The organism is Streptomyces sp. NPDC005648, from assembly GCF_040605395.1.
Classification (GTDB): domain Bacteria; phylum Actinomycetota; class Actinomycetes; order Streptomycetales; family Streptomycetaceae; genus Streptomyces.
Window position 1 is genome coordinate 1 of sequence record NZ_JBEXCS010000066.1, and the last position, 20,456, is coordinate 20,456.

Genomic DNA, 20,456 nt, shown 5'->3' on the forward strand with positions numbered 1-20,456 from the left:
GCGATGAACAGGAACGCGATGCCGAGTTCCTGCTGGACCTTCTGGAGGAGGTTGACCACCTGGGCCTGGATGGAGACGTCCAGGGCGGAGACCGGCTCGTCTGCGACGATCAGTTTCGGTTCCAGGGCCAAGGCGCGGGCCACACCGATGCGCTGGCGCTGACCGCCCGAGAACTCGTGCGGGAACCGGTTGAAGTGCTCGGGGTTGAGGCCCACGATCTCCAGGAGTTCGCGGACCCTCTTCTCGCGCCCGCCCTCCGGCTCGATGCCGTTGATCTCCATCGGGCCGGCGATGATCTTGCCGACCGTCTGGCGGGGGTTCAGCGACGAGTAGGGGTCCTGGAAGATCATCTGGATCTCGGACCGGATCGGGGCCAGCTGCTTGCGCGTGGCGTGCGTGATGTCCTGGCCGCGGTAGGCGATCGTGCCGGCCGTCGGCTCCATGAGCCGGGTGATCAGCCGGCCCGTCGTCGACTTGCCACAGCCCGACTCGCCGACCAGGCCGAAGCTCTCGGCGACGTGCACGGTGAGGTCGATGCCGTCGACCGCCTGTACCGCGCCGACCGTACGGCGGACGGGGAAGCCGCCCTTGACCGGGAAGTGCTTGGTCAGGCCGGAGACTTCGAGCAGGGGGTCCCCGGGCGTACCGGCACCGGCTGCCCTGGGGGCGGGGAGGACGAGGTCCTCTGTCATGACGTCTCCTCCTAGCCCAGACGGGGCTTGATCTCTTCGATGAAGATGGTGCGCTTCTGCTCCGCCGTGAGATGGCAGGCCGAGGCTCGGTCGGGGGCCAGCAACGGGCGTTCGCTGACACAGAGCGTGCCGCCGACCCGGTCCTGGAAGGTGCAGCGGGGGTGGAAGCGGCAGCCGGACGGCGGGGTCAGCAGCGAGGGAGGGGCGCCCGGGATCGGCGTCAGAGGAGCCGAGAGGTCCGAGTCCAGTCGCGGCATCGAGTTCAACAGGCCCCAGGTGTACGGGTGTTGCGGCGCGCGCATCACCTCGTTCACGGTGCCCCGTTCGACCGCGCCACCCGCGTACATCACCATGATGTCGTCGGCCATGTCGGCGATGACACCCAGGTCATGGGTGATGAAGATGATCGCCGAGCCGAACTCCTGCTGGAGGTCCTTGAGCAGGTCCAGGATCTGGGCCTGGACCGTCACGTCCAGGGCCGTGGTCGGCTCGTCGGCGATCAGCAGGTCGGGGTCACAGACCAGGGCCATCGCGATCATCGCGCGCTGGCGCATACCGCCGGAGAACTGGTGCGGGTAGTCCTTCGCCCGCTCCTTCGGGTTGGGGATGCCGACCTTGCCGAGCATCTCCACCGCGCGCTCCCAGGCCGCCTTCTTGGAGGCGCCGGTGTGCTTCATGAACGGCTCGGCGATCTGCCGGCCCACCGTGTAGTACGGCGAGAGCGCGGTGAGCGGGTCCTGGAAGATCATCGCGGCCTTGTTGCCGCGCAGCTTCTCAAGCTCCGACTCCTTGGCGGTGGTCAGCTCCTGGCCCTCCAGGAGGATCTCGCCCTCGATGGTGGTGAACATCGGGTTGTGCAGCCCGAGGATCGTCAGGTTGGTGACGGACTTGCCGGAACCGGACTCACCCACGATGCCGAGCGTCCTGCCGCGCTCCAGGTCGAAGGAGAGTCCGTCGACGGCCTTCACGACGCCGTCCTCGGTCTTGAAGCTGACGTGCAGATCCCGCACCGAGAGGAAGGTGTCCGCGTCGGCCGGTACGGGGGCGCCGGCTTCCTTGGTCAAAGTGGTCACGAAAGTGCTCCTATTACCCGGTGTCTCCGGCCTACGACAACCGCACGCGCGGGTCGATGAAGGCGTAGCAGGCGTCGACGACGATGTTGCACAGCAGGATCATGGCGGCGGAGAACAGCATCACGCCCAGCAGCAGCGGCAGATCGCTGAACTGCACGGACTGCACCGCGAGCATGCCCAGGCCGGGCAGTCCGAAGGTGTACTCCGTGATGATGGCACCGCCCAGGAGGGAGCCGAGGTCGATGCCGAAGATGGTGACGATCGGGATCAGCGAGCCGCGCCAGGCGTAGCGGAAGAAGACGTACTTGCGGGACATGCCCTTGGCGCGGGCGGTCCGTACGTGCTCCTCCTGGAGCTGTTCGATCATCGACGAGCGCGCCATACGGGTGTACTGCGAGGCGAAGATCGTGGACAGCACGACCCACGGGATGATCAGCCCGGAGAACCAGGTGATCGGGTCCGAGGTGAAGTTGTTGTAGGCGGGCTTGTCGAAGATGTGCGTCTGGTAGACGAGGGCGGCCAGGGCCAGCGGGCCGAGGAAGTAGATCTGCAGCGAGCTGATCACCATCGATCCGGCGGTGACCGTCTTGTCGAGCAGCGTGCCCCGTCGCCAGGCGGCGACCATGCCGGTGCCCAGACCGATGATCAGGAAGACGACCGCTGCACCCAGCGTCAGCGACACCGTGGTGGGCAGCCGGTCCATCATGGTCGCCCAGACCTGGTCGTTGGTGTGGTACGAGTACCCGAAGCAGGGGGCGGGGCAGGGGCCCTGGGCGAACTTGTCGCTGCCGAAGAGCAGGTTGTGCAGGAAGATGCCGTACTGCTCGGGGATCGACTTGTCGAGGCCGAGCACATGGTGGATGTTCGCGAGGCTCTGCGGGTTGCACGTCTTGCCGCACATCAGAAGCGCCGGGTCACGCGGCATCCCGAAGAACAGCAGGAACGTCACGATGCTCAGCAGGAACAGAATGACGACGGCACCGAGGAACCGGCGGACGAGGAAGCGCAGCATGCGAGGGGCTTTCTGACGTCGGCGAGCCGGGCGGTACCCGGTGCGTCGCCGCTCTTCGCGAGCTCACGCACCGGGTACCGGTCGGACAGGTGGGGTTACTTGATGTAGAGGCGACGCGGGTCGATGCCGCCGATCACGTCGTCGTAGACGAGGCCGCCGACCTTGGAGCCGGCGATCTGGACCTGCTTGTAGTAGATGGTCGGGACGGCGTTGATGACGTCCTTGGCCAGGTACTGGTCGATCTTCTCCCAGGCCTCGGCCGACTTGACCGGGTCCGAGATCTTGTTCGCGGCGTCGATGTCGGCGTTGACCTTGGGGTCGTTGACGTGCGAGTAGTTCGGCGAACCGTCGGCGATCGCGCGACCGTCGAACAGCGGCGGGATCACGGTCGAGGCGGACGGCCAGTCGGCTCCCCAGGCGGAGGCGTAGATGTCGTAGTTGTTGTTGACCTTGCCGACCTGGTCGTAGTACGTCTCGGCCGGGATGTCCTGGCGCTGGACGTTGAAGCCGGCCTTGGTCAGGGCGGCGGCGATGGCCGTGGAGTACTGCTGTCCCTCGGGCGTGTTCTGGTAGCCGTAGGTCAGCTTCAGACCGACCTTGCCGGCCTTCTTCAGCAGCGCCTTGGCCTTGGCCGCGTCACCGCCGGGGTTCTTCTTCTTGCCCCACGGGTCGAAGGAGGCGTCGTAGCCGCTGACGGTCGGGCTGATGAAGCCGCCGGCGACCTCCGCGGCGGCGCTGCCGCCGAAGGCGCGGATGATCGGGGTGATCGGCAGCGCGTAGGCGATGGCCTCACGGACCGTCTTGTCCTTGAGCGCCGGGTGCGACTGGTTGATGTTGATCTGGCCGACGTAGGGCTGGTAGCCGGCGACCGTACGGGCCTTGATGGCCGCGTCCCCGCCGAGGACCTTGGCGATGTTGCCCGCGTCCACCGAGTTGTTGAAGCTGATGCCGGCCTGGTCGGCACCGGTGTCCGCGAGGAGGGCCTTGGTGGAGTCCTCGTACTGGCTGTTGAACGTGAAGTTCATCTGGTTCACGTACTGGTTGCGGATCGGGTCCGTCTTCGGGTCCCAGTTGGGGTTCTTGACCAGGACCATCGACTTGCCGGACTTGAACGACTGGATCTTGTACGGGCCCGTGGTCAGCGGGGCCTTGTCGTACTTCTCCTTCGTGTCGCCCTTCTTGGAGACGACGTCGTAGCCCGCCATGGCCAGCGCGTACGGCAGGTCCGGGTGCGGCGTCTTGAACTTGAAGATGATGGTCTTGGCGTCCGGCGTCTCCAGGACGCTGTCCGGCAGGTGCTTGCCCTTGTAGGGGCCGTCCGGCAGCAGCTTGCGGTAGTCGGAGCCCGTGGTGTCGGCCATCCACTGCTGTATGTAGGTGGGGCCCTGGTTGATGAAGGACGCGAAGAGCCGCTCGAAGGTCTGGCGGAAGTCCGCGGACGTGATCGGGGACCCGTCGGAGAACTTGATGCCGTCCTTGAGGGTGTACTTCCAGGTCTTGCCGCCGTCCGTGGTGGTACCGGAGTCGGTGGCGAGGTCGCCGACGACCTCGTGCTTGCTGCCGTCGCTGCTGGTCGACTTGTAGCCGGTGAGGCCTCTGTGGATCAGCGTGGCGAGCGAACCCTCGTCGGAGACGTAGATCTGCCCCGGGTCGAGGTGCGCGTAGGAGTCACGCTGGAGCACCTCGAGGGTGCCGCCCGCCTTGGCACCCGGCACGGCCGCGGCCGGACCCTGGGAGTCCGCCGCGTCGCCGAACTTGATGGACGACTGCTGCCGCTTGGCGTTCTGCTGGTCCTTCTTCTCGTTGTCGCTGGCGTTGCTGCCGCCCTTGCTGCAGCCGGTGAGCACGAGTGCTCCGGCCGCGAGCACCGAGAGCGCGGCGTAAGTCTGGCGTCCGCCCCTACTCATCACTGAAGTCTCCACCCATCTGTGTGTCGCCTGATGCGAAGAAAATTGCTGTGCGTATCCGGGCGAGGACGCCCAAACTCTCGGTCAGCGAGCCGACTTGGGATCGAAGGCGTCCCGGACCGAGTCCCCGAGCAGGTTGAACGCGACGACGAAGATGACCATCGAGACGCCGGGGAAGATCATGTAAGTGATGTCGTTCTGCAGCACGAGCTCGGTCGACGCCTTGGAGAACATCTGACCCCAGTCGGGGGTCGGTTCGACGATGCCGACACCGAGGAACGACAGTCCCGCCTCGATCGTGACGAAGCTGGGGAGCATGTACGTGGCCTGCACCAGCAGGGGTGTCACCACGTTCGGCAGGATCTCCTTGCGGATGATCCGCCAGGGCGAGGCACCGCTCACCTTGGCCGCCTCGATGAACTCCCGCTCCCTCAGGGCGAGTGTCGTGCCGCGCAGGATCCGGGCGAGGCTCATCCAGCCGAGCACCCACTGCACGATGATCAGGGCTAGCACCCGCACATAGGTCGGTGTCTCGTCCCGCGGGCTGACGAAGAGCGAGACCACCACGGGCATGCTGGCGATGAAGAACAGCTGCGAGGGGAAGGCCAGCAGGAAGTCGATGACCCGGCCGATCGCGTAGTCCGTCCTGCCACCGATGTAGCCGGCCGTGATGCCGAGCAGGATGCCGGTCACGACCACCGCGACGGTGACCGCCACCGAGATCATCAGCGAGGTGCGGATGCCGTAGATCAGCTTGGTGAACACGTCGTAGCCGTTGCCCGGTTCGAGCCCGAACCAGAACTGGCTGCTGATGCCGCCGTTGGGCTGCACCGGCACACCCGCGCTGTCGAACAGCTCCGGCCGTTCGTCGGCGTAGATGGTGTACGGGTCCTTGCCGTACAGCTTCGAGATCAGCGGCGCCGCCAGCGCGACCACGAAGTAGAAGATCACGATGAGCGCCGAGATCACGCCGGTGCGGTCGCGTTTGAAGCGGATCCACATCAACTGGCCGGGCGAACGCCCCTCCAGTTTCTGGTCCTCGGGCTTGGCGGGGGGCTGCGGTGCGCCGTCGACGACGACCGACGTACCGCCGCCCTCAACATCGATGGGACTTGTCACGGTTTATCCATTTCACGGATGCACGGGTGTAGGTGAGCCGGGTAGAGGAAGAGCGGGAAACCCGCAGTCGGACGCGCGTAGGCGTAAGGACGCACTAAACGGCCGGCAAAATCCTCAGAATGAACCGCTGCACGAACCGATGTTCGCGTCACCGCACATGGGGCTCCTCCTCATGACTCCACGTGTTCACCAACAAGAGGGGGCGCGTGTCTGTCCTCCGACACCCCTGACGGAGAGTCAGACACCCCCTGGTGCTCGTGAGTCGGCGCCGTCCCCACGGCGCGAGACCCATTGACCCGAGCGCTACGCGGCTAACTATCTGCCATGAGCCAGGGGCCGACCACAGTCTTCAAATCTCAATTCGGTCACAGCTGACGCGTACATCTTCCAAAAACTGGACAAACCGTTCGGGACAAGATGGCCACGAAACGGACGTGTTACATGGCTATCGGGCGCAGCGGTCCGTATTCCGGACGTGAACCCGCCGAAAATGGGTTGCGAAAAGCCCGGGCACCCCCAAGCTGGGGGCACCCGGGCTCAAGCGGCCTTCGGTCAGCCGTGCTTGGCGCGGCTCGCGGCGCGGGCCCGCTCGCGGGCGTCCAGGTTCACCTTGCGGATGCGAACGGCCTCCGGGGTGACCTCCACGCACTCGTCGTCGCGGCAGAACTCCAGCGACTGCTCCAGCGAGAGCTTGCGCGGCGGAACGATCGACTCGGACACGTCGGCCGTGGACGACCGCATGTTGGTGAGCTTCTTCTCCTTGGTGATGTTGACGTCCATGTCGTCCGCGCGCGAGTTCTCGCCGACGATCATGCCCTCGTACACCTCGGTGCCCGGCTCGACGAACAGCACGCCGCGCTCCTGGAGGTTCGTCATCGCGAAGGCGGTGACGGCGCCGGCGCGGTCGGCGACCAGGGAGCCGTTGTTACGGGTCTGGAGCGTGCCGAACCAGGGCTCGAAGCCCTCGTGGATGGAGTGCCCGATGCCGGTGCCGCGGGTCTGCGTCAGGAACTCGGTCCGGAACCCGATGAGACCGCGGGAGGGCACCACGAACTCCATACGGACCCAGCCCGAGCCGTGGTTCGACATGTTGTCCATACGGCCCTTGCGGACGCCCATGAGCTGCGTGACGGCGCCCATGTGCTCCTCGGGCACGTCGATCGTCATGCGCTCGACGGGCTCGTAGACCTTGCCGTCGACGTCCTTGGTGACGACCTGGGGCTTGCCGATGGTCAGCTCGAAGCCCTCCCGGCGCATGGTCTCCACCAGGATGGCGAGCGCCAGCTCACCACGGCCCTGGACCTCCCAGGCGTCCGGACGGTCGGTCTCCAGCACGCGCAGCGAGACGTTGCCGACGAGTTCGCGGTCCAGGCGGTCCTTGACCTGACGGGCGGTGACCTTGCGGTCCTTGACGGCCGCCTTGTTGTCGGCGCCCTTGCCGGTGCCGCCACGGCCCACCAGCGGCGAGGTGTTGGTGCCGATGGTCATGGAGATCGCGGGCTCGTCGACCGTGATCAGCGGCAGCGGGATCGGGTTCTCGGGGTCCGCGAGGGTCTCGCCGATCATGATGTCGGAGATACCCGCGACGGCACAGATGTCACCCGGGCCGGCCACCTCGGCGGGCTTGCGGGTGAGCGCCTCGGTCATCAGCAGCTCGGAGATGCGCACGTTGCTGACGGAACCGTCACGCTTGATCCAGGCGACGGTCTGGCCCTTGCGCAGCTCGCCCTGCTCGACGCGGAGCAGCGCGATACGGCCGAGGAAGTTGTCGGCGTCCAGGTTGGTGACGTGCGCCTGGAGCGGGGCCTGCTCGTCGTACGTCGGGGCCGGGATGTGCTGGAGGATCGTCGAGAAGAACGGCTCCAGGCTGGTGGAGTCCGCCGGGACCGTGCCGTTCTCGGGCTTGGTCAGCGAGGCGATGCCGTCACGGCCGCAGGCGTAGACGATCGGGAACTCGATCTGCTCCTCGTCCGCGTCCAGGTCGAGGAAGAGGTCGTAGGTCTCGTTGACGACCTCGTCGATCCGGGAGTCCGGGCGGTCCGTCTTGTTGATACACAGGATGACGGGCAGCCGCTGCTGGAGCGCCTTGCGCAGCACGAAGCGGGTCTGCGGGAGCGGGCCCTCGGAGGCGTCGACGAGGAGGACGACCCCGTCCACCATCGACAGACCGCGCTCGACCTCGCCGCCGAAGTCGGCGTGGCCGGGGGTGTCGATGATGTTGATGGTGATGACGTCCCCCCCGTCCTTGGGGTGGTACTTCACCGCCGTGTTCTTGGCGAGGATCGTGATGCCCTTCTCACGCTCCAGGTCGTTCGAGTCCATCATGCGGTCGTCGACGCCTTCGAGCTGGTGAGCGGCAAAGGCACCGGCCTGCTTCAGCATGCCGTCGACGATGGTCGTCTTGCCGTGGTCGACGTGGGCGACGATGGCGACGTTGCGGATGTCGTGGCGCGTGGCCATGTGTGGCGTACTCCCGGAGTGTGAGGAAGGGGCCGGCGCGTACATCTGTGTTACGCGGACCCTGCCGGGCTGTACACGCCACGGCCTTACCCCATGGTACGGGGCCGTCACGGCGGCGGCTCGCCGGGCGGCCGGGGTCAGGCGTTCCGGGTGGCCGGCGAACCCGGTTCACAGGAGCGCCGGGCGGCTTGGCGGGCGATCCGGGTGTCGACGGATTCGTCGCAGGAGAGGCTGCCCTGCAGGTCGACCGTCCAGTTCCGCGCGTGACCCGTGGTGGTCCGGCCGCCGGGGCAGGTGTGGCGGAAGTCGCCCTCCCATTCCCGGACCGCGGCGAACTCCACGACCGCGCCCGGGCCCGACACCTTGGAGAAACGGTTGTCCAGGTTCGGGGCCTTCTGGTGCACGTCCGTGAAGGACCAGCTCTCGCCGACCACCCCGGCAAGCGTGGTGATGTACAGCCGCTCGATGGGGTTCGGGGTGTCAATGGTGCGGCCGTCGCTCACGTCCGGCGCGGACACACCGGTGAGCCGGTCCGTCCTCTTTGTGCCGGACCAGCTGAAGGTGCCGTCGGCGCAGGCCTTCGCCACGGCCGGTGCAGTGCTCCCTACGGCGCCCGCGGCCGGTGCAGTGCTCCCTACGGCGCCCCCGGCGTTCCCGGTCGTGCACCCGGCGAGCCCCGCCACGACCGCCGAGGCCAACGCCGCAGCCCACATCCCCCGCGCCGTCTCCCTCATGTGCCGCCCCCGTGTTCCCCACGCAAGGGCGTCCGGCGCCCGCCGCATGATCAGTGGTCGACTCATGCTGCGGGCGCCGGACGCGTACGGCAAGCGTTTTGAGCTGTTCCTGAGCCGGCTCCCCGTCAGCCGTTCGGCGAGGCGCTCGCGGACGGCTTCGCGCCCTTTCTCAGGAAGCCCATGTCCTCGTACACAGGGGTCTGGAAGCCGAAGGCGCCCGCGTTCACGACGTCCTTCCTCGCGGCTGTCAGCTGGGGCCGCTGGTAGAGGGGGATCGATCCGGCCGCCGCCCAGATGCGTGAGTCGGCCTTGCGCAGCAGCGCGTGGTTCTCGTCGTCGTCCAGCGCGGCCGACGCCTGGTCGAACAGCTGGTCCACCTGGTCGGTCCCGACGCGCGTGTAGTTCTGCTCGACGTTCAGGGAGCCGTCCGCGGCCGGCACCGGCTTGGCGTAGATCGGCCGGGCGTCGGTCGCGGGGAAGGCCGACGCGGGCCACGAGTACAGCGCCAGGTCGTACTCCCCGGACGCGATGTGGTCCTTGAAGTAGCTGTCGTCGGGCACCTTGGTGATCTCGGTACGGATCCCGACCCGCTCCAGCATCCGCGCGATCCGGTCGGCGACCGTGCGGAGGGTCTCGGAGCCCGGGCCCGACGGGATCACGAACCGGAGGTCCAGCGGCTTTCCGCCCTTGGCCAGCATCCCGCTCGACGCACCCGCCGGAGCGGCCGTGCCCCTGGGCGCGTACGCACCCGGCGCCCCCTGCCTGTCCCAGTACCGCTTGCCGTCCGCGAGGTGCTTGGCGCCGTCCTCGGCGTCGTGCTCCCTGGGGTGGTCGCCCTTGTTGTCCTCACCGACGATGTACGTCCCGTCGTCACTCCCGGACCGGTCGTCGTCCTTCTTGCCGTCGGTGTCCTTCCTGCCGTCGGTGTGCTTCTTGCCACCGGAGTCCTTCTCGCCCTCGTCCTCGGCCCCGGCGGCCTTGCTGCCCTTCTTCTCCTCCTTGACCGGACCGCCCCGCACCCACCCGGCGTCCGCGAGCAGCGCCTCCGCCTCCGCGGTGTCCTGGCCGCCGAGCGAACCGCTGTTGTCGGCGTAGGCGGCCTGTCCGGAGAGGGCGAGGTGGCTGCCGACCGGCTTGGCGGGCAGGCCGAGCGGCTTGAGGACGAGCGCGGCGAGCGCCGCCCGGTCCAGGGCGCGGGCCACCGCCCGGCGGACGCGCTCGTCGGCGAGGGGGCCCTCGGAGCCGTTGAGGGCCAGCTGGGTGTAGGCGGGCTCCAGCGACTTGCGGACCTCGAAGCCGCGCAGGGCCTCCTGCTGCTTGTCGTACGCGGCGATCTTCCGCTGCTGCCTCTTCTTGACGGCGAGCCGGCCGCCGCCGGGGCCCAGCAGCGGGGAGGAGCCCTGGAGCGGGGTGCCCGTGCCCTTGGCGCGGCCCGCGAGGTCGATGCGTGTGGCGTCGTCGGGGTCGATCTCGGCGAGGTCCAGCTTCCCGTCGGCCAGCGCGGTGGCCCGCTTGTCGCGCGGTACGGCGACCAGGTCGATCTCGGAGAGCTTGGCGGGCCGGCCCCACCAGCGGGGGTTGCGGACGAGGGTGACCCGGTCGTCCTTCTTGTCGACCTTCTTGACCGAGAACGGTCCCGCGGTGACCTTGAGCGCCCGTCGCGCCCCGTCGTTGAAGGAGTCCGGGGTGCCCATGACGTCCTTCGGGTACAGCGGCGAGAAGAGGGAGCGCCAGTCGGCGTACGGCCGTGAGAAGGTCACCTTGACCTGGAGGTCGCTCGCCCCGCGCTCGACCTTCTCGATGCGGTCGTAGCCGGCGTTGCGGGCGGTCCAGTAGGCGCTGTCCTTGCCGGACAGGGCGCGCCACTGGGCGGCGAAGTCGGCGGCGCCGATCTCCCGGCCGTCGCTCCAGACGGCCTGCTGGTTCAGCTTGTAGACCACGACCTGCTTGGGCTTGGTCTCGACGACCTTGGCGGACTCCAGGTAGTCGGCGTCGCGCACCGGCCGGCCCTCGGCGTCCATCCGGTACATCGACGGCAGCACGGCCTGCGCGACCCGGGCGCCGGTGGCGTCGGCGTCCGCCTGGAAGGTGTTCAGCGTCTCCGGCACGTCGTCGACGGCCCACCGCAGCGTGCCGCCGTCGGCGATCAGGGCCCGGCCGGCGGGGAGGATGTCCTGCCCGGCGAGCGGTCTGCCCGCCTTGTCGTCGGAGCCGCAGCCCGAGAGCAGGGGCACCGCGAGCGCGCCCGCGGTCAGGAAGGCGACCGATCGCAGCACAGCGCGCGGTCCGACACGGTCGTAGGACATCTCTGCTACCTCCGGGGAGCCGCTCCCGCCAGTGAGCCGGATAAAAGGGTTTCTGTTCACGTTTGGCGGTATTTTGGAGTTGATCAGATCTACGGCCCCACTGAAGAGGAAAGGGTTCGCCGACCGGGGACGACACGGCGGCACGGGCGGACAAGGCCACCCACCCGGCGCAACGTGCGCCCCCGGCGCACAAGAAGCGCGTGCGAGCGTGCACTGGAGGCGTGCAATCCGCCAATCGCTGCACATCCCTTCCCACCGACAGGTGTGACGCGCAACACTCGCAGGCGCATGAACGTTGCCGCCTAGGGCCGTCGGCCCATGGAAGTGAGGTCACGTCATGTCCGTGCAAGACGACCTGACGTCAGTGCAGCGCTGCCTCGACGACCTGTCCCGGTCGGTGGGCCGCCTGGAACAGCAGCTCGGCAGCACCAACCTGGACATGCGCCGGGTCCGCGCCGACGCCGACCACCTGCGCGAGAGCGTCCAGCTCCTGCGCGCGGCGGCGACGGTGCAGGCCGCGCCCCGCAAGCCCGAACTCGTCCCCATCCCCGACCAGCCGTACGACGACGCTCTGTGGACGGACACCGACGACGAGGGTCTCGGCGCGCACCACGGGCACAAGCACCGCTGAGCGCCCCCCGACACCGACCGGAGTCATGAGTTGGCCACTGGTACGGAACCACATCTGAACAGCGGCGGCGTGAGAACCGGCACGCGCGCCGCGATCGACGCCCCGCATCTGCGCACCGACCGCTGGTGGCTGGCGCCCGCCGCCACCGCGGCCGGTCTGCTCGCCTTCATCGTCTACTCGACGTGGCGGGCCTTCGCCAACGCGGACTACTACTCGGCGCCGTACGTCTCGCCGTTCTACTCGCCGTGTCTGGCGGAGAACTGCAAGAACATGCCCTCGGGCCCCAACGCCGACCTCTTCGGCAGCTGGTGGGCGATCTCCCCGGCGATCATCATCCTGATCTTCCCGCTGGGCTTCCGCCTGACCTGCTACTACTACCGCAAGGCCTACTACCGGGGCTTCTGGGCCTCGCCCCCGGCCTGCGCGGTCGCCGAACCGCACAAGAAGTACACCGGTGAGACCCGCTTCCCGCTGATCCTGCAGAACATCCACCGCTACTTCTTCTACGCGGCGCTCCTCGTGGCGGGCGTGCTGACCTACGACACCGTGCTGTCCTTCCGCGACACGCACGAGAACTGGGGCCACATGGGCCTCGGCACCGTCGTCTTCCTGGTCAACATCACGCTGATCTGGGCGTACACGCTCTCCTGCCACTCCTGCCGGCACATCGTCGGCGGCAAGCTCAGACACTTCTCCAAGCACCCCGTGCGCTACAAGGCATGGCAGTTCGTCGGGAAGCTCAACGCCCGGCACATGCTGCTCGCCTGGGCGTCGTTGGTGAGCGTGGCGCTCGCCGACTTCTACGTCTATCTGATCGCGTCCGGTGCCTTCGACGATCCGCGCTTCTTCTGACTGAGATGAGTGGGGCCTTCTGATGTCCGTGGTCGACCGCCAGGAGTGGGACGTCGTCGTGGTCGGTGCCGGGGGCGCGGGCCTCCGCGCCGCCATCGAGGCACGTGAGCGAGGCGCCCGTACGGCAGTGATCTGCAAGTCCCTGTTCGGCAAGGCGCACACCGTGATGGCCGAGGGCGGCATCGCCGCGGCGATGGCGAACGCCAACGAGCACGACAACTGGCAGGTCCACTTCCGCGACACCATGCGCGGCGGCAAGTTCCTCAACCAGTGGCGGATGGCGGAGCTGCACGCCCAGGAGGCCCCCCAGCGGGTCTGGGAGCTGGAGACCTGGGGCGCGCTCTTCGACCGCACCAAGGACGGCCGTATCTCGCAGCGCAACTTCGGCGGCCACGAGTACCCGCGCCTCGCGCACGTCGGCGACCGCACGGGCCTGGAGCTGATCCGCACCCTCCAGCAGAAGATCGTCTCCCTGCAGCAGGAGGACAAGAAGGAGACCGGCGACTACGAGTCGCGGCTGAAGGTCTTCCAGGAGTGCACGGTCACCCGGATCCTCAAGGACGGCTCGCGGGTCTCCGGTGTCTTCGCGTACGAGCGCGAGACCGGCCGTTTCTTCGTCCTGGAAGCGCCCGCCGTGGTGATCGCGACCGGTGGCATCGGCAAGTCCTTCAAGGTCACGTCCAACTCGTGGGAGTACACGGGCGACGGCCACGCGCTGGCGCTGCTGGCCGGCGCGCCCCTGCTGAACATGGAGTTCGTGCAGTTCCACCCGACGGGGATGGTCTGGCCGCCGTCGGTCAAGGGCATCCTGGTCACCGAGTCCGTGCGGGGCGACGGCGGAGTGCTGCGCAACTCCGACGGGAAACGCTTCATGTTCGACTACGTCCCCGACGTCTTCAAGGAGAAGTACGCCGAGTCGGAGGAGGAGGGCGACCGCTGGTACGAGGACCCGGACAACAACCGGCGTCCGCCGGAGCTGCTGCCGCGTGACGAGGTCGCCCGGGCGATCAACTCCGAGGTGAAGGCGGGCCGTGGCTCGCCGCACGGCGGGGTCTTCCTCGATGTGTCCACCCGTATGCCGGCCGAGGTCATCAAGCGCCGGCTCCCGTCCATGTACCACCAGTTCAAGGAGCTGGCGGACGTCGACATCACGGCGGAGGCGATGGAGGTCGGGCCGACCTGCCACTACGTGATGGGCGGTATCGCGGTCGAGTCGGACACGGCGGCGGCGCGCGGGGTGCCCGGCCTGTTCGCGGCCGGCGAGGTCGCGGGCGGTATGCACGGCTCCAACCGGCTGGGCGGCAACTCCCTGTCCGACCTGCTGGTGTTCGGCCGCCGGGCGGGCTGGCACGCGGCCGAGTACGCGACCGGAGCGCCGGGCGGCCGGCCGGCCGTGGACGACGTACAGGTGGACGCGGCGGCGGCGGAGGCACTGCGGCCGTTCTCCGCGGAGGGCCCGGCGCCGGGCGAGGAGGACGGCCGGCCCCCGGAGAACCCGTACACCCTCCACCAGCAGCTCCAGCAGACCATGAACGACCTCGTCGGCATCATCCGCCGCGAGGGCGAGATGGAGCAGGCCCTGGAGAAGCTGGCGGATCTTCGCGTACGAGCGCGCCGGGCCGGGGTCGAGGGCCACCGCCAGTTCAACCCGGGCTGGCACCTGGCGCTGGACCTGCGCAACATGCTGCTGGTCAGCGAGTGCGTGGCCCGGGCGGCGCTGGAGCGCACCGAGTCGCGCGGCGGCCACACCCGCGAGGACCACCCGACGATGGACCGCAAGTGGCGCAACGTCAACCTGCTCTGCGCGCTCACCGACCCGACGGGAGGTCTGGCGGCGACGGACCCGGTCCGCGGCCAGATCGCCCTCACCCGCGAGACCACCGAACCCATCCGCGCCGACCTGCTCGCCCTCTTCGACAAGGAAGAGCTGGTCAAGTACCTCGCCGAAGAGGAGCTGTACGAGTGAGCAGCTACGAGGCCCGCTTCAAGGTGTGGCGGGGTGATGTCAAGGGCGGTGGCCTGGAGGACTTCGAGGTCGAGGTCAACGACGGCGAGGTGGTGCTCGACATCATCCACCGTCTCCAGGCCACCCAGGCCCCCGACCTGGCCGTCCGCTGGAACTGCAAGGCGGGCAAGTGCGGTTCGTGCTCGGCGGAGATCAACGGCCGCCCGCGGCTGATGTGCATGACGCGGATGTCGGTGTTCACACGGGAGGAGACGATCACGGTCACTCCCCTGCGCGCCTTCCCGGTCGTACGGGACCTGGTGACCGACGTCGGCTTCAACTACGCCAAGGCCCGCGAGGTCCCGGCGTTCGTGCCGCCGGAGGGGGTGGGTCCCGGCGAGTACCGGATGATGCAGGAGGACGTGGACCGCTCGCAGGAGTTCCGCAAGTGCATCGAGTGCTTCCTGTGCCAGGACACCTGCCATGTCGTCCGCGACCACGAGGAGAACAAGCCGGCGTTCGCCGGGCCGCGCTTCCTGATGCGGGTCGCGGAACTGGACATGCATCCGCTGGACGCGGCCGGCGAGAGCGGCCTCGACCGCAAGAAGACCGCCCAGGACGAACACGGCCTCGGCTACTGCAACATCACCAAGTGCTGCACGGAGGTCTGCCCCGAGGGCATCAAGATCACCGACAACGCGCTGATCCCCTTGAAGGAACGGGCCGTCGACCGCAAGTACGACCCGTTGGTGTGGCTGGGCTCGAAGATCAGGAGACGCTCGGCGGCGGACTGAATCCGCCCGCCCGGGCTCTTCGCGGTCCGGTCCGCTCCCCTGCCCCGCCGCCGCCCGGTCGCGCCGGTGTATTCGTGCCCATACGCTCCGGAATGTGACGTCATCCTTGATCCGGGGCCGGCCGCGGCGGGGTTCCCGGGCTGAGATATCCGTGCGGGTCGCGCACACGCTGGTCGGTGGGCTGGCCGGAGTGGTGTGGCTGGTGCTGCCGGGGATGACGGTCGGCCATGACGTCCCGGCCGCGCAGACACGGGCGCGGACGGCCGCGGTGGAGGACGAGACGTCGGGCGCGGATCTGGTGCTGCCGTTGGCCGTGGTGGGCGCGGCGGGGGCGCTCGCCGGGTACGGCTATGTGCGGCGCACACGGAGGGCGCGGACGCGGACCACCCCGGGTGGTGGCAGCGCCGCCGCGGGAGCCGCCGTACCACCGCCCCTCACCGGACCGGACGAGCGGGCACGGGCGCTGCTCGTGGAGGCCGACGACTGGGTGCGGACCAGCCGCGAGGAGCTCGGGTTCGCCGAGGCGGGCGCCGGGACCGAGGCCGTCGCCCCCTTCGCCCGGGCCCTGCGGGACGCCGAGGCCGAGCTGGCGGCCGCCTTCCGGATACGGCGGCGGTACGACGACGGAGTCCCCGAGGACGAGGCGTCCCGGCTGCATGTGCTCGCCGGGATCGTGGGGCGGTGCCAGGAGGCCGGACGGCGGCTGGACGCGGAGGCGGACGGCTTCGACCGGCTGCGGGCGCTGGAGGGCCCCGGGACGGGACGGGCGCTGGCTCTCGCGGAGACCCGCTTCCGGGAGCTCGCGGCACGCGCGGGCGGCGCGGCGGCGACCGTGGACGGCCTCAGCGAGCGGTACGGCTCCTCCGCCGTCGCCCCCGTCACCGGTCATGTGGAACAGGCCAAGGACCGGCTGGTGCAGGCCACCACCCGGCTCAACCAGGCCCGCCAGTCCGCCGACATGGGTGAGGCGGCCGCGGCGGTGCACCATCTGCGCGCCGCCGAGACCGCGACAGCCCAGGCCGCGGAGCTGGTGGACGGCGTCGACCGTCTCGCCGTCGACCTGGCTTCCGCCGCCGCCCTGGTCCCGGCCGCGCTCACCGGCGCGGAGGCGGTCCTCGCCCGGACGCCGGACACGGCCCACGCAGACCCCGTCCTGGCCGCCGTACGAGAGGAACTGACCGCCGGGCCCTACGACCCCCTGGGCGCCCTGCGTCGTGTCGTACGGGCCGTCGGGGCCGTGGACGGGGTCCTGTCGGCGGCCGGGCTGCTGGTGGCCCGCGACTCCGTCAGCGGCACGGACGGCTTCATATCCGTGCACCGGACGGCCGTGCGCAGCGCGGCCCGCATCCAGCTCGCGGAGGCACGACGCCTCCTGACGACCGACCCCGTGACGGCCGACGCCCTGGCTCGCCGGGCACGGGAAGTGGCCGAACAGGACGTCCGCACCCACGGTCACCGGACCGAGGACCCGCCGACGGCCTTCGGCGGGCCCCGCACCCGGCAGCGAACGGCCTCCCTCAGAACAGACTGAGCAGGGCCTCCGCGGGATCCGTCAGCCCCGTCTCCCCGTCCGGCAACGGCAGTTCGAACCACACCGTCTTCCCGCGCGGAGTGCGACGCGAGCCCCACGCGGCGCTCAGCAGGCCGACCAGCTGAAGACCACGCCCGCCCTCGTCCGTGTCCCGCGCCCGCCGGCGCCGGGGCTGGACGAGGCCCGAGTCCCAGACCTCGCACACAAGGGTCCGGTCCAGCAGCAGCCGTAGTCTGATCTCGCCCTCGCCGTACCGCAGAGCGTTCGTGACCAGCTCGCTGACGAGCAGCTCCGTCGTGTCGACGAGCGGTTCGAGGTCCCAGGAGAGCAACTGCCCGCGGGCGTACTCCCGCGCCCGCCCCACGCTCCGCGGCTCCCGCGGCAGCGTCCAGTCGCCGACCGAGTTCGCCGGCAGCCCCTGCACCCGGGCCATCAGCAACGCGATGTCGTCCTCGCCGTGATGGGTGTCGAGGGTGTTGAGGACGTGGTCGCAGACGTCCTCCAGGGGGCGGGCGGGATCGGTCAGGGCGCCGACGAACGCCTGGAGGCCCTCGTCCAGCGGGTGGTCGCGGGATTCGACCAGTCCATCCGTGTAGAGCGCCAACAGTGCGCCTTCGGGTAGTTCGACCTCCACCTCCTCGAAGGGCTCGCCGCCGACGCCCAGCGGCATGCCCGGCGGCACGTCGAGCATCAGCGCGTCCTCGCCGGGTTCGACCAGGACGGGCGGCAGATGGCCCGCGTTGGCGAACGTGCAGCGCCGGGTGACGGAGTCGTAGACGGCGTAGACGCAGGTCGCGAGGTACACCTCGGAGAGGTCCGCCTCGCGCGGGCGGCGGGCCGCGCGGGTCGCCTGCTGGACGCCGCCCGGTGCGCCGAGGCCCCGCGCGATCTCGTCCAACGCGCTGAGCACCTCCGCCGGTTCGAGGTCCAGCAGGGCGAGGGTCCTGACCGCCGACCGCAGTTCGCCCATCGCGACGGCCGCGCGCAGACCGCGGCCCATCACGTCCCCGACCACCAACGCCGTACGGTGGCCGGGCAGTTCGATGACGTCGAACCAGTCGCCGCCGACCTCGCTGGGGCGGTCGGAGGAGGAGTTGCCGGGCAGATAGCGGCAGGCGATGTCCAGCCCGGAGGCGACCGGGTCGCCGGGCGGGAGGAGGGAGCGCTGCAGTATCAACGCCCGCTCGTGCTCGCGGCGGTACAGCCGCGCGTTGTCGATGCAGACGGCCGTGCGGGCCGCCAACTCCACGGCCAGATCCCGGTCCCGCTCCCCGAACGGCTCGCTGCCCTTGGTACGGGCGAACTGCACGAGTCCTACGACGGTGTCGTGGGCGACCATCGGCACGGCCAGCGTGGACTGGACGAGGCCGCCCTCCTCGGCGGGGACCAGCTGGGGGCGGGCGGTGCGCAGGGCGTCCGCGCAGGGCGAGTTGAAGGGGAAGTGGTGGACCGCGCCGACCGAGACCGGCGGTCCCGAGCCGATGAACGGGGCGTCGGAGACCGCGCTGGCGAACGCGACCCGGCGCAGCTCCGCGCTGCCGTCGGCCAGGCCCGGCGGGGTCTCGTCGCCGGCCAGCAGGCCCTGGTAGAGGTCGACCGTGGCGAGGTCGCAGAAGCCGGGGACGACGACGTCGAGGAGTTCGCGGGCCGTGGTCTCCAGGTCGAGGGAGTTGCCGATGCGGGCGCCGGCCTCGTTGAGAAGGGCGAGATTGCGCCGCGCTGCGGCCGCTTCCCGGGCCGCGGCACGCCGTGAGGTGATGTCGGTTCCGAGCCAGGCGATGCCGATGGGGCGGCCGGAACCGCTGTGCACGCGGTAGAGGTTGATGGACCAGTGCCGGCGCTCCTCGGAGCCCGGTACGAAGCCGGTGACGTGCATGTCCGTGATGGAGTCGCCGGTCTCCAGGACCCGGCGGAGGGTCGCGGTGACCCGCTCGGCCTCCGGGCTGCGCAGATAGTCGTGCACTCCACGGCCGCGGTGGTCGTCCGGCGAGGAGCCGAAGGCGCCGCCGAAGGTGTTGGCGAACTGCTGGTTGGCGCGGCGGACCCGCAGATCGGTGTCGATCAGAAGGAACCCGAAAGGAGATTGACCGAAAATCGACTGCGAGGCGGCAAGGTCGGTCTCGATGCTACGCAGTGTGCGCACGTCCACCACGATGCAGACGGCGGCCTTCTCGCCGTCCTCGGTCCGCGTGGGCATGACGTAGACCTCGGCGAGGCCCTCCCCCTCCGGGGTGCGGAACGGGACCACACCGGTCCACTCGCGGCCGTCGAGGATCTCGGCCATCTTGCGCTGGCCCTGCTCGCGCAGGTCCGGGTCGATGAACGCCTCGATGGGGTCCATGCCGACGGCACGCCCGGCGGGGATGCCGAAGAGCTGCTCGGCCCGCAGGCTCCACTGGTCGACCAGGCCGTCGGGGCCGATGGAGAAGGACGCGACCTTGATGTAGTCGTAGATCGAGCCGGGCGGACTGCTCTGCCAGATGGCGTCCGAGGCGGGCGCGTCACCGAGGCCGGTGTCCCGGGATGCCCCGGCCGGCGCGGACAGCCCGGACGAGGACCCCGTGGCATCGCCCGCGGCCCTTGCCCTCGCGCCCTCCGACGGGTCCTCGGACTCCGTGGCCTTCGCTGGTATCTCGCTCACGCGAACCGTCCCCTCCAGCTCACCGCGTCCGGCACCGGTCACCGGGGGCGGCTGCCCGCAGTATCCAGCACTACGGCGCCGCACAACACGGTGTTCACGATCACAGCACGTTCCCGGCGGTTTTCGGTCCCGGCCGTGACAACACTCCCAGTCTTCTAACCAGCCGACACCTCGTCGAATCACGTCGGCCGCCAACCGCCACTGGCCTGAACCAGCACGTCGACATTCGGGACGCCCGCGTACAGGGCGTCCGGCCGTCGTTCAGCCCGGAACCGCCAGCTCGAACCAGACCGTTTTGCCCGCGATCCCCGGTCTGGTACCCCACCGGCGGGCCGAGTGCGCGACCAGTTGCAGTCCCCGGCCGCTCTCGTCCTCGGGGCGGGCGATCCTTTCCCGGGGCGGGTCGGGGAGCGGGTCGGACACCTCCACGAGCAGGACGTCGGGCAGGCCGGTGGGTCGGACCAGGCGAAGCCCGATGGGGCCGGTGGCATGGCGCAGGGAGTTGGTCACCAGCTCGCTGACCAGCAGGGCAGTGAGGTCGGCGAGGGCATCGAGGGACCAGCTGTGCAGTTGGCTGCGGACCGCTGCGCGGGCGGTGCGGACGGCGCCGGGTTCCGCCGGGAACATCCACTCGGCGCAGTCGCCTTCGGTGTCGATCACGTGCCCACCCATGTCTGATTTCGTGGGGTTAATGGGCACATACCCGATATTCAACGGGGAGTACCGTCCAGTGGGGCGCACTGTGGCACCAACGGCGTA

The 20,456-nt window shown here is 69.4% G+C and carries 15 protein-coding genes; 5 read left to right on the top strand and 10 right to left on the bottom strand.

Annotated elements, in window-relative coordinates; all coding sequences use genetic code 11:
- The 8 genes from ABZT17_RS30845 to ABZT17_RS30880 form a co-directional block, all read right to left on the bottom strand.
- Positions 1-692 (bottom strand): dipeptide/oligopeptide/nickel ABC transporter ATP-binding protein (locus ABZT17_RS30845; RefSeq protein ID WP_356353560.1); only part of this gene is annotated, 692 nt, incomplete at its 3' end.
- A gap of 11 nt (positions 693-703) precedes the next feature.
- Entirely contained in the window at positions 704-1,765 is a 1,062-nt protein-coding gene (locus ABZT17_RS30850; protein WP_356353562.1) for an ABC transporter ATP-binding protein, read from the bottom strand.
- 31 nt (positions 1,766-1,796) lie between these two features.
- Entirely contained in the window at positions 1,797-2,777 is a 981-nt protein-coding gene (locus ABZT17_RS30855) for an ABC transporter permease (RefSeq protein WP_356353564.1), read from the bottom strand.
- Between the two features lie 95 nt (positions 2,778-2,872).
- The gene (locus ABZT17_RS30860) at positions 2,873-4,684 is read right to left on the bottom strand and encodes an ABC transporter substrate-binding protein (protein ID WP_356353566.1); all 1,812 of its coding nucleotides are present in this window, start codon (positions 4,682-4,684) and stop codon (positions 2,873-2,875) included.
- Positions 4,685-4,768: 84 nt separating this feature from the next.
- Positions 4,769-5,803 (bottom strand): ABC transporter permease, encoded by a 1,035-nt coding sequence (locus tag ABZT17_RS30865; protein ID WP_356353568.1) that lies wholly within the window; start codon positions 5,801-5,803, stop codon positions 4,769-4,771.
- A 552-nt stretch (positions 5,804-6,355) separates the two neighbouring features.
- Complete coding sequence (gene typA, locus ABZT17_RS30870) at positions 6,356-8,263, bottom strand: translational GTPase TypA (protein WP_356353570.1); 1,908 nt, start codon at positions 8,261-8,263, stop codon at positions 6,356-6,358.
- A 137-nt stretch (positions 8,264-8,400) separates the two neighbouring features.
- A complete protein-coding gene (locus ABZT17_RS30875; protein WP_356353572.1) occupies positions 8,401-8,850 on the bottom strand; it encodes a hypothetical protein in 450 nt (149 codons plus the stop codon).
- Positions 8,851-9,122: 272 nt separating this feature from the next.
- The gene (locus tag ABZT17_RS30880; protein WP_356353573.1) at positions 9,123-11,303 is read right to left on the bottom strand and encodes an ABC transporter family substrate-binding protein; all 2,181 of its coding nucleotides are present in this window, start codon (positions 11,301-11,303) and stop codon (positions 9,123-9,125) included.
- A 337-nt stretch (positions 11,304-11,640) separates the two neighbouring features.
- Here ABZT17_RS30880 and ABZT17_RS30885 point away from each other — a divergent pair, with 337 nt between their 5' ends.
- The 5 genes from ABZT17_RS30885 (at position 11,641) to ABZT17_RS30905 (ending at position 17,056) form a co-directional block, all read left to right on the top strand.
- On the top strand, positions 11,641-11,934 hold the full coding sequence (locus ABZT17_RS30885) for a hypothetical protein (protein ID WP_356353574.1): 294 nt from the start codon (positions 11,641-11,643) through the stop codon (positions 11,932-11,934).
- Positions 11,935-11,964: 30 nt separating this feature from the next.
- Positions 11,965-12,786 carry a hypothetical protein gene (locus ABZT17_RS30890; protein ID WP_356353576.1) on the top strand — a complete coding sequence of 274 codons (822 nt, stop codon included), beginning with the start codon at positions 11,965-11,967 and terminating at the stop codon, positions 12,784-12,786.
- A 22-nt stretch (positions 12,787-12,808) separates the two neighbouring features.
- Complete coding sequence (locus ABZT17_RS30895) at positions 12,809-14,752, top strand: fumarate reductase/succinate dehydrogenase flavoprotein subunit (RefSeq protein ID WP_356353578.1); 1,944 nt, start codon at positions 12,809-12,811, stop codon at positions 14,750-14,752.
- Positions 14,749-15,525 carry a succinate dehydrogenase/fumarate reductase iron-sulfur subunit gene (locus tag ABZT17_RS30900; protein WP_356353580.1) on the top strand — a complete coding sequence of 259 codons (777 nt, stop codon included), beginning with the start codon at positions 14,749-14,751 and terminating at the stop codon, positions 15,523-15,525. The genes ABZT17_RS30895 and ABZT17_RS30900 overlap by 4 nt, the downstream gene beginning before the upstream one ends.
- 151 nt (positions 15,526-15,676) lie before the next feature.
- Positions 15,677-17,056 carry a hypothetical protein gene (locus tag ABZT17_RS30905; RefSeq protein ID WP_356353582.1) on the top strand — a complete coding sequence of 460 codons (1,380 nt, stop codon included), beginning with the start codon at positions 15,677-15,679 and terminating at the stop codon, positions 17,054-17,056.
- Here ABZT17_RS30905 and ABZT17_RS30910 read toward each other — a convergent pair.
- Together ABZT17_RS30910 and ABZT17_RS30915 are read right to left on the bottom strand one after the other, a co-directional pair.
- Positions 17,043-19,697 (bottom strand): SpoIIE family protein phosphatase, encoded by a 2,655-nt coding sequence (locus ABZT17_RS30910; RefSeq protein ID WP_356353584.1) that lies wholly within the window; start codon positions 19,695-19,697, stop codon positions 17,043-17,045. The genes ABZT17_RS30905 and ABZT17_RS30910 overlap by 14 nt on opposite strands.
- A gap of 261 nt (positions 19,698-19,958) precedes the next feature.
- Entirely contained in the window at positions 19,959-20,369 is a 411-nt protein-coding gene (locus tag ABZT17_RS30915) for an ATP-binding protein (protein ID WP_356353586.1), read from the bottom strand.
- Positions 20,370-20,456: the final 87 nt, after the last annotated feature.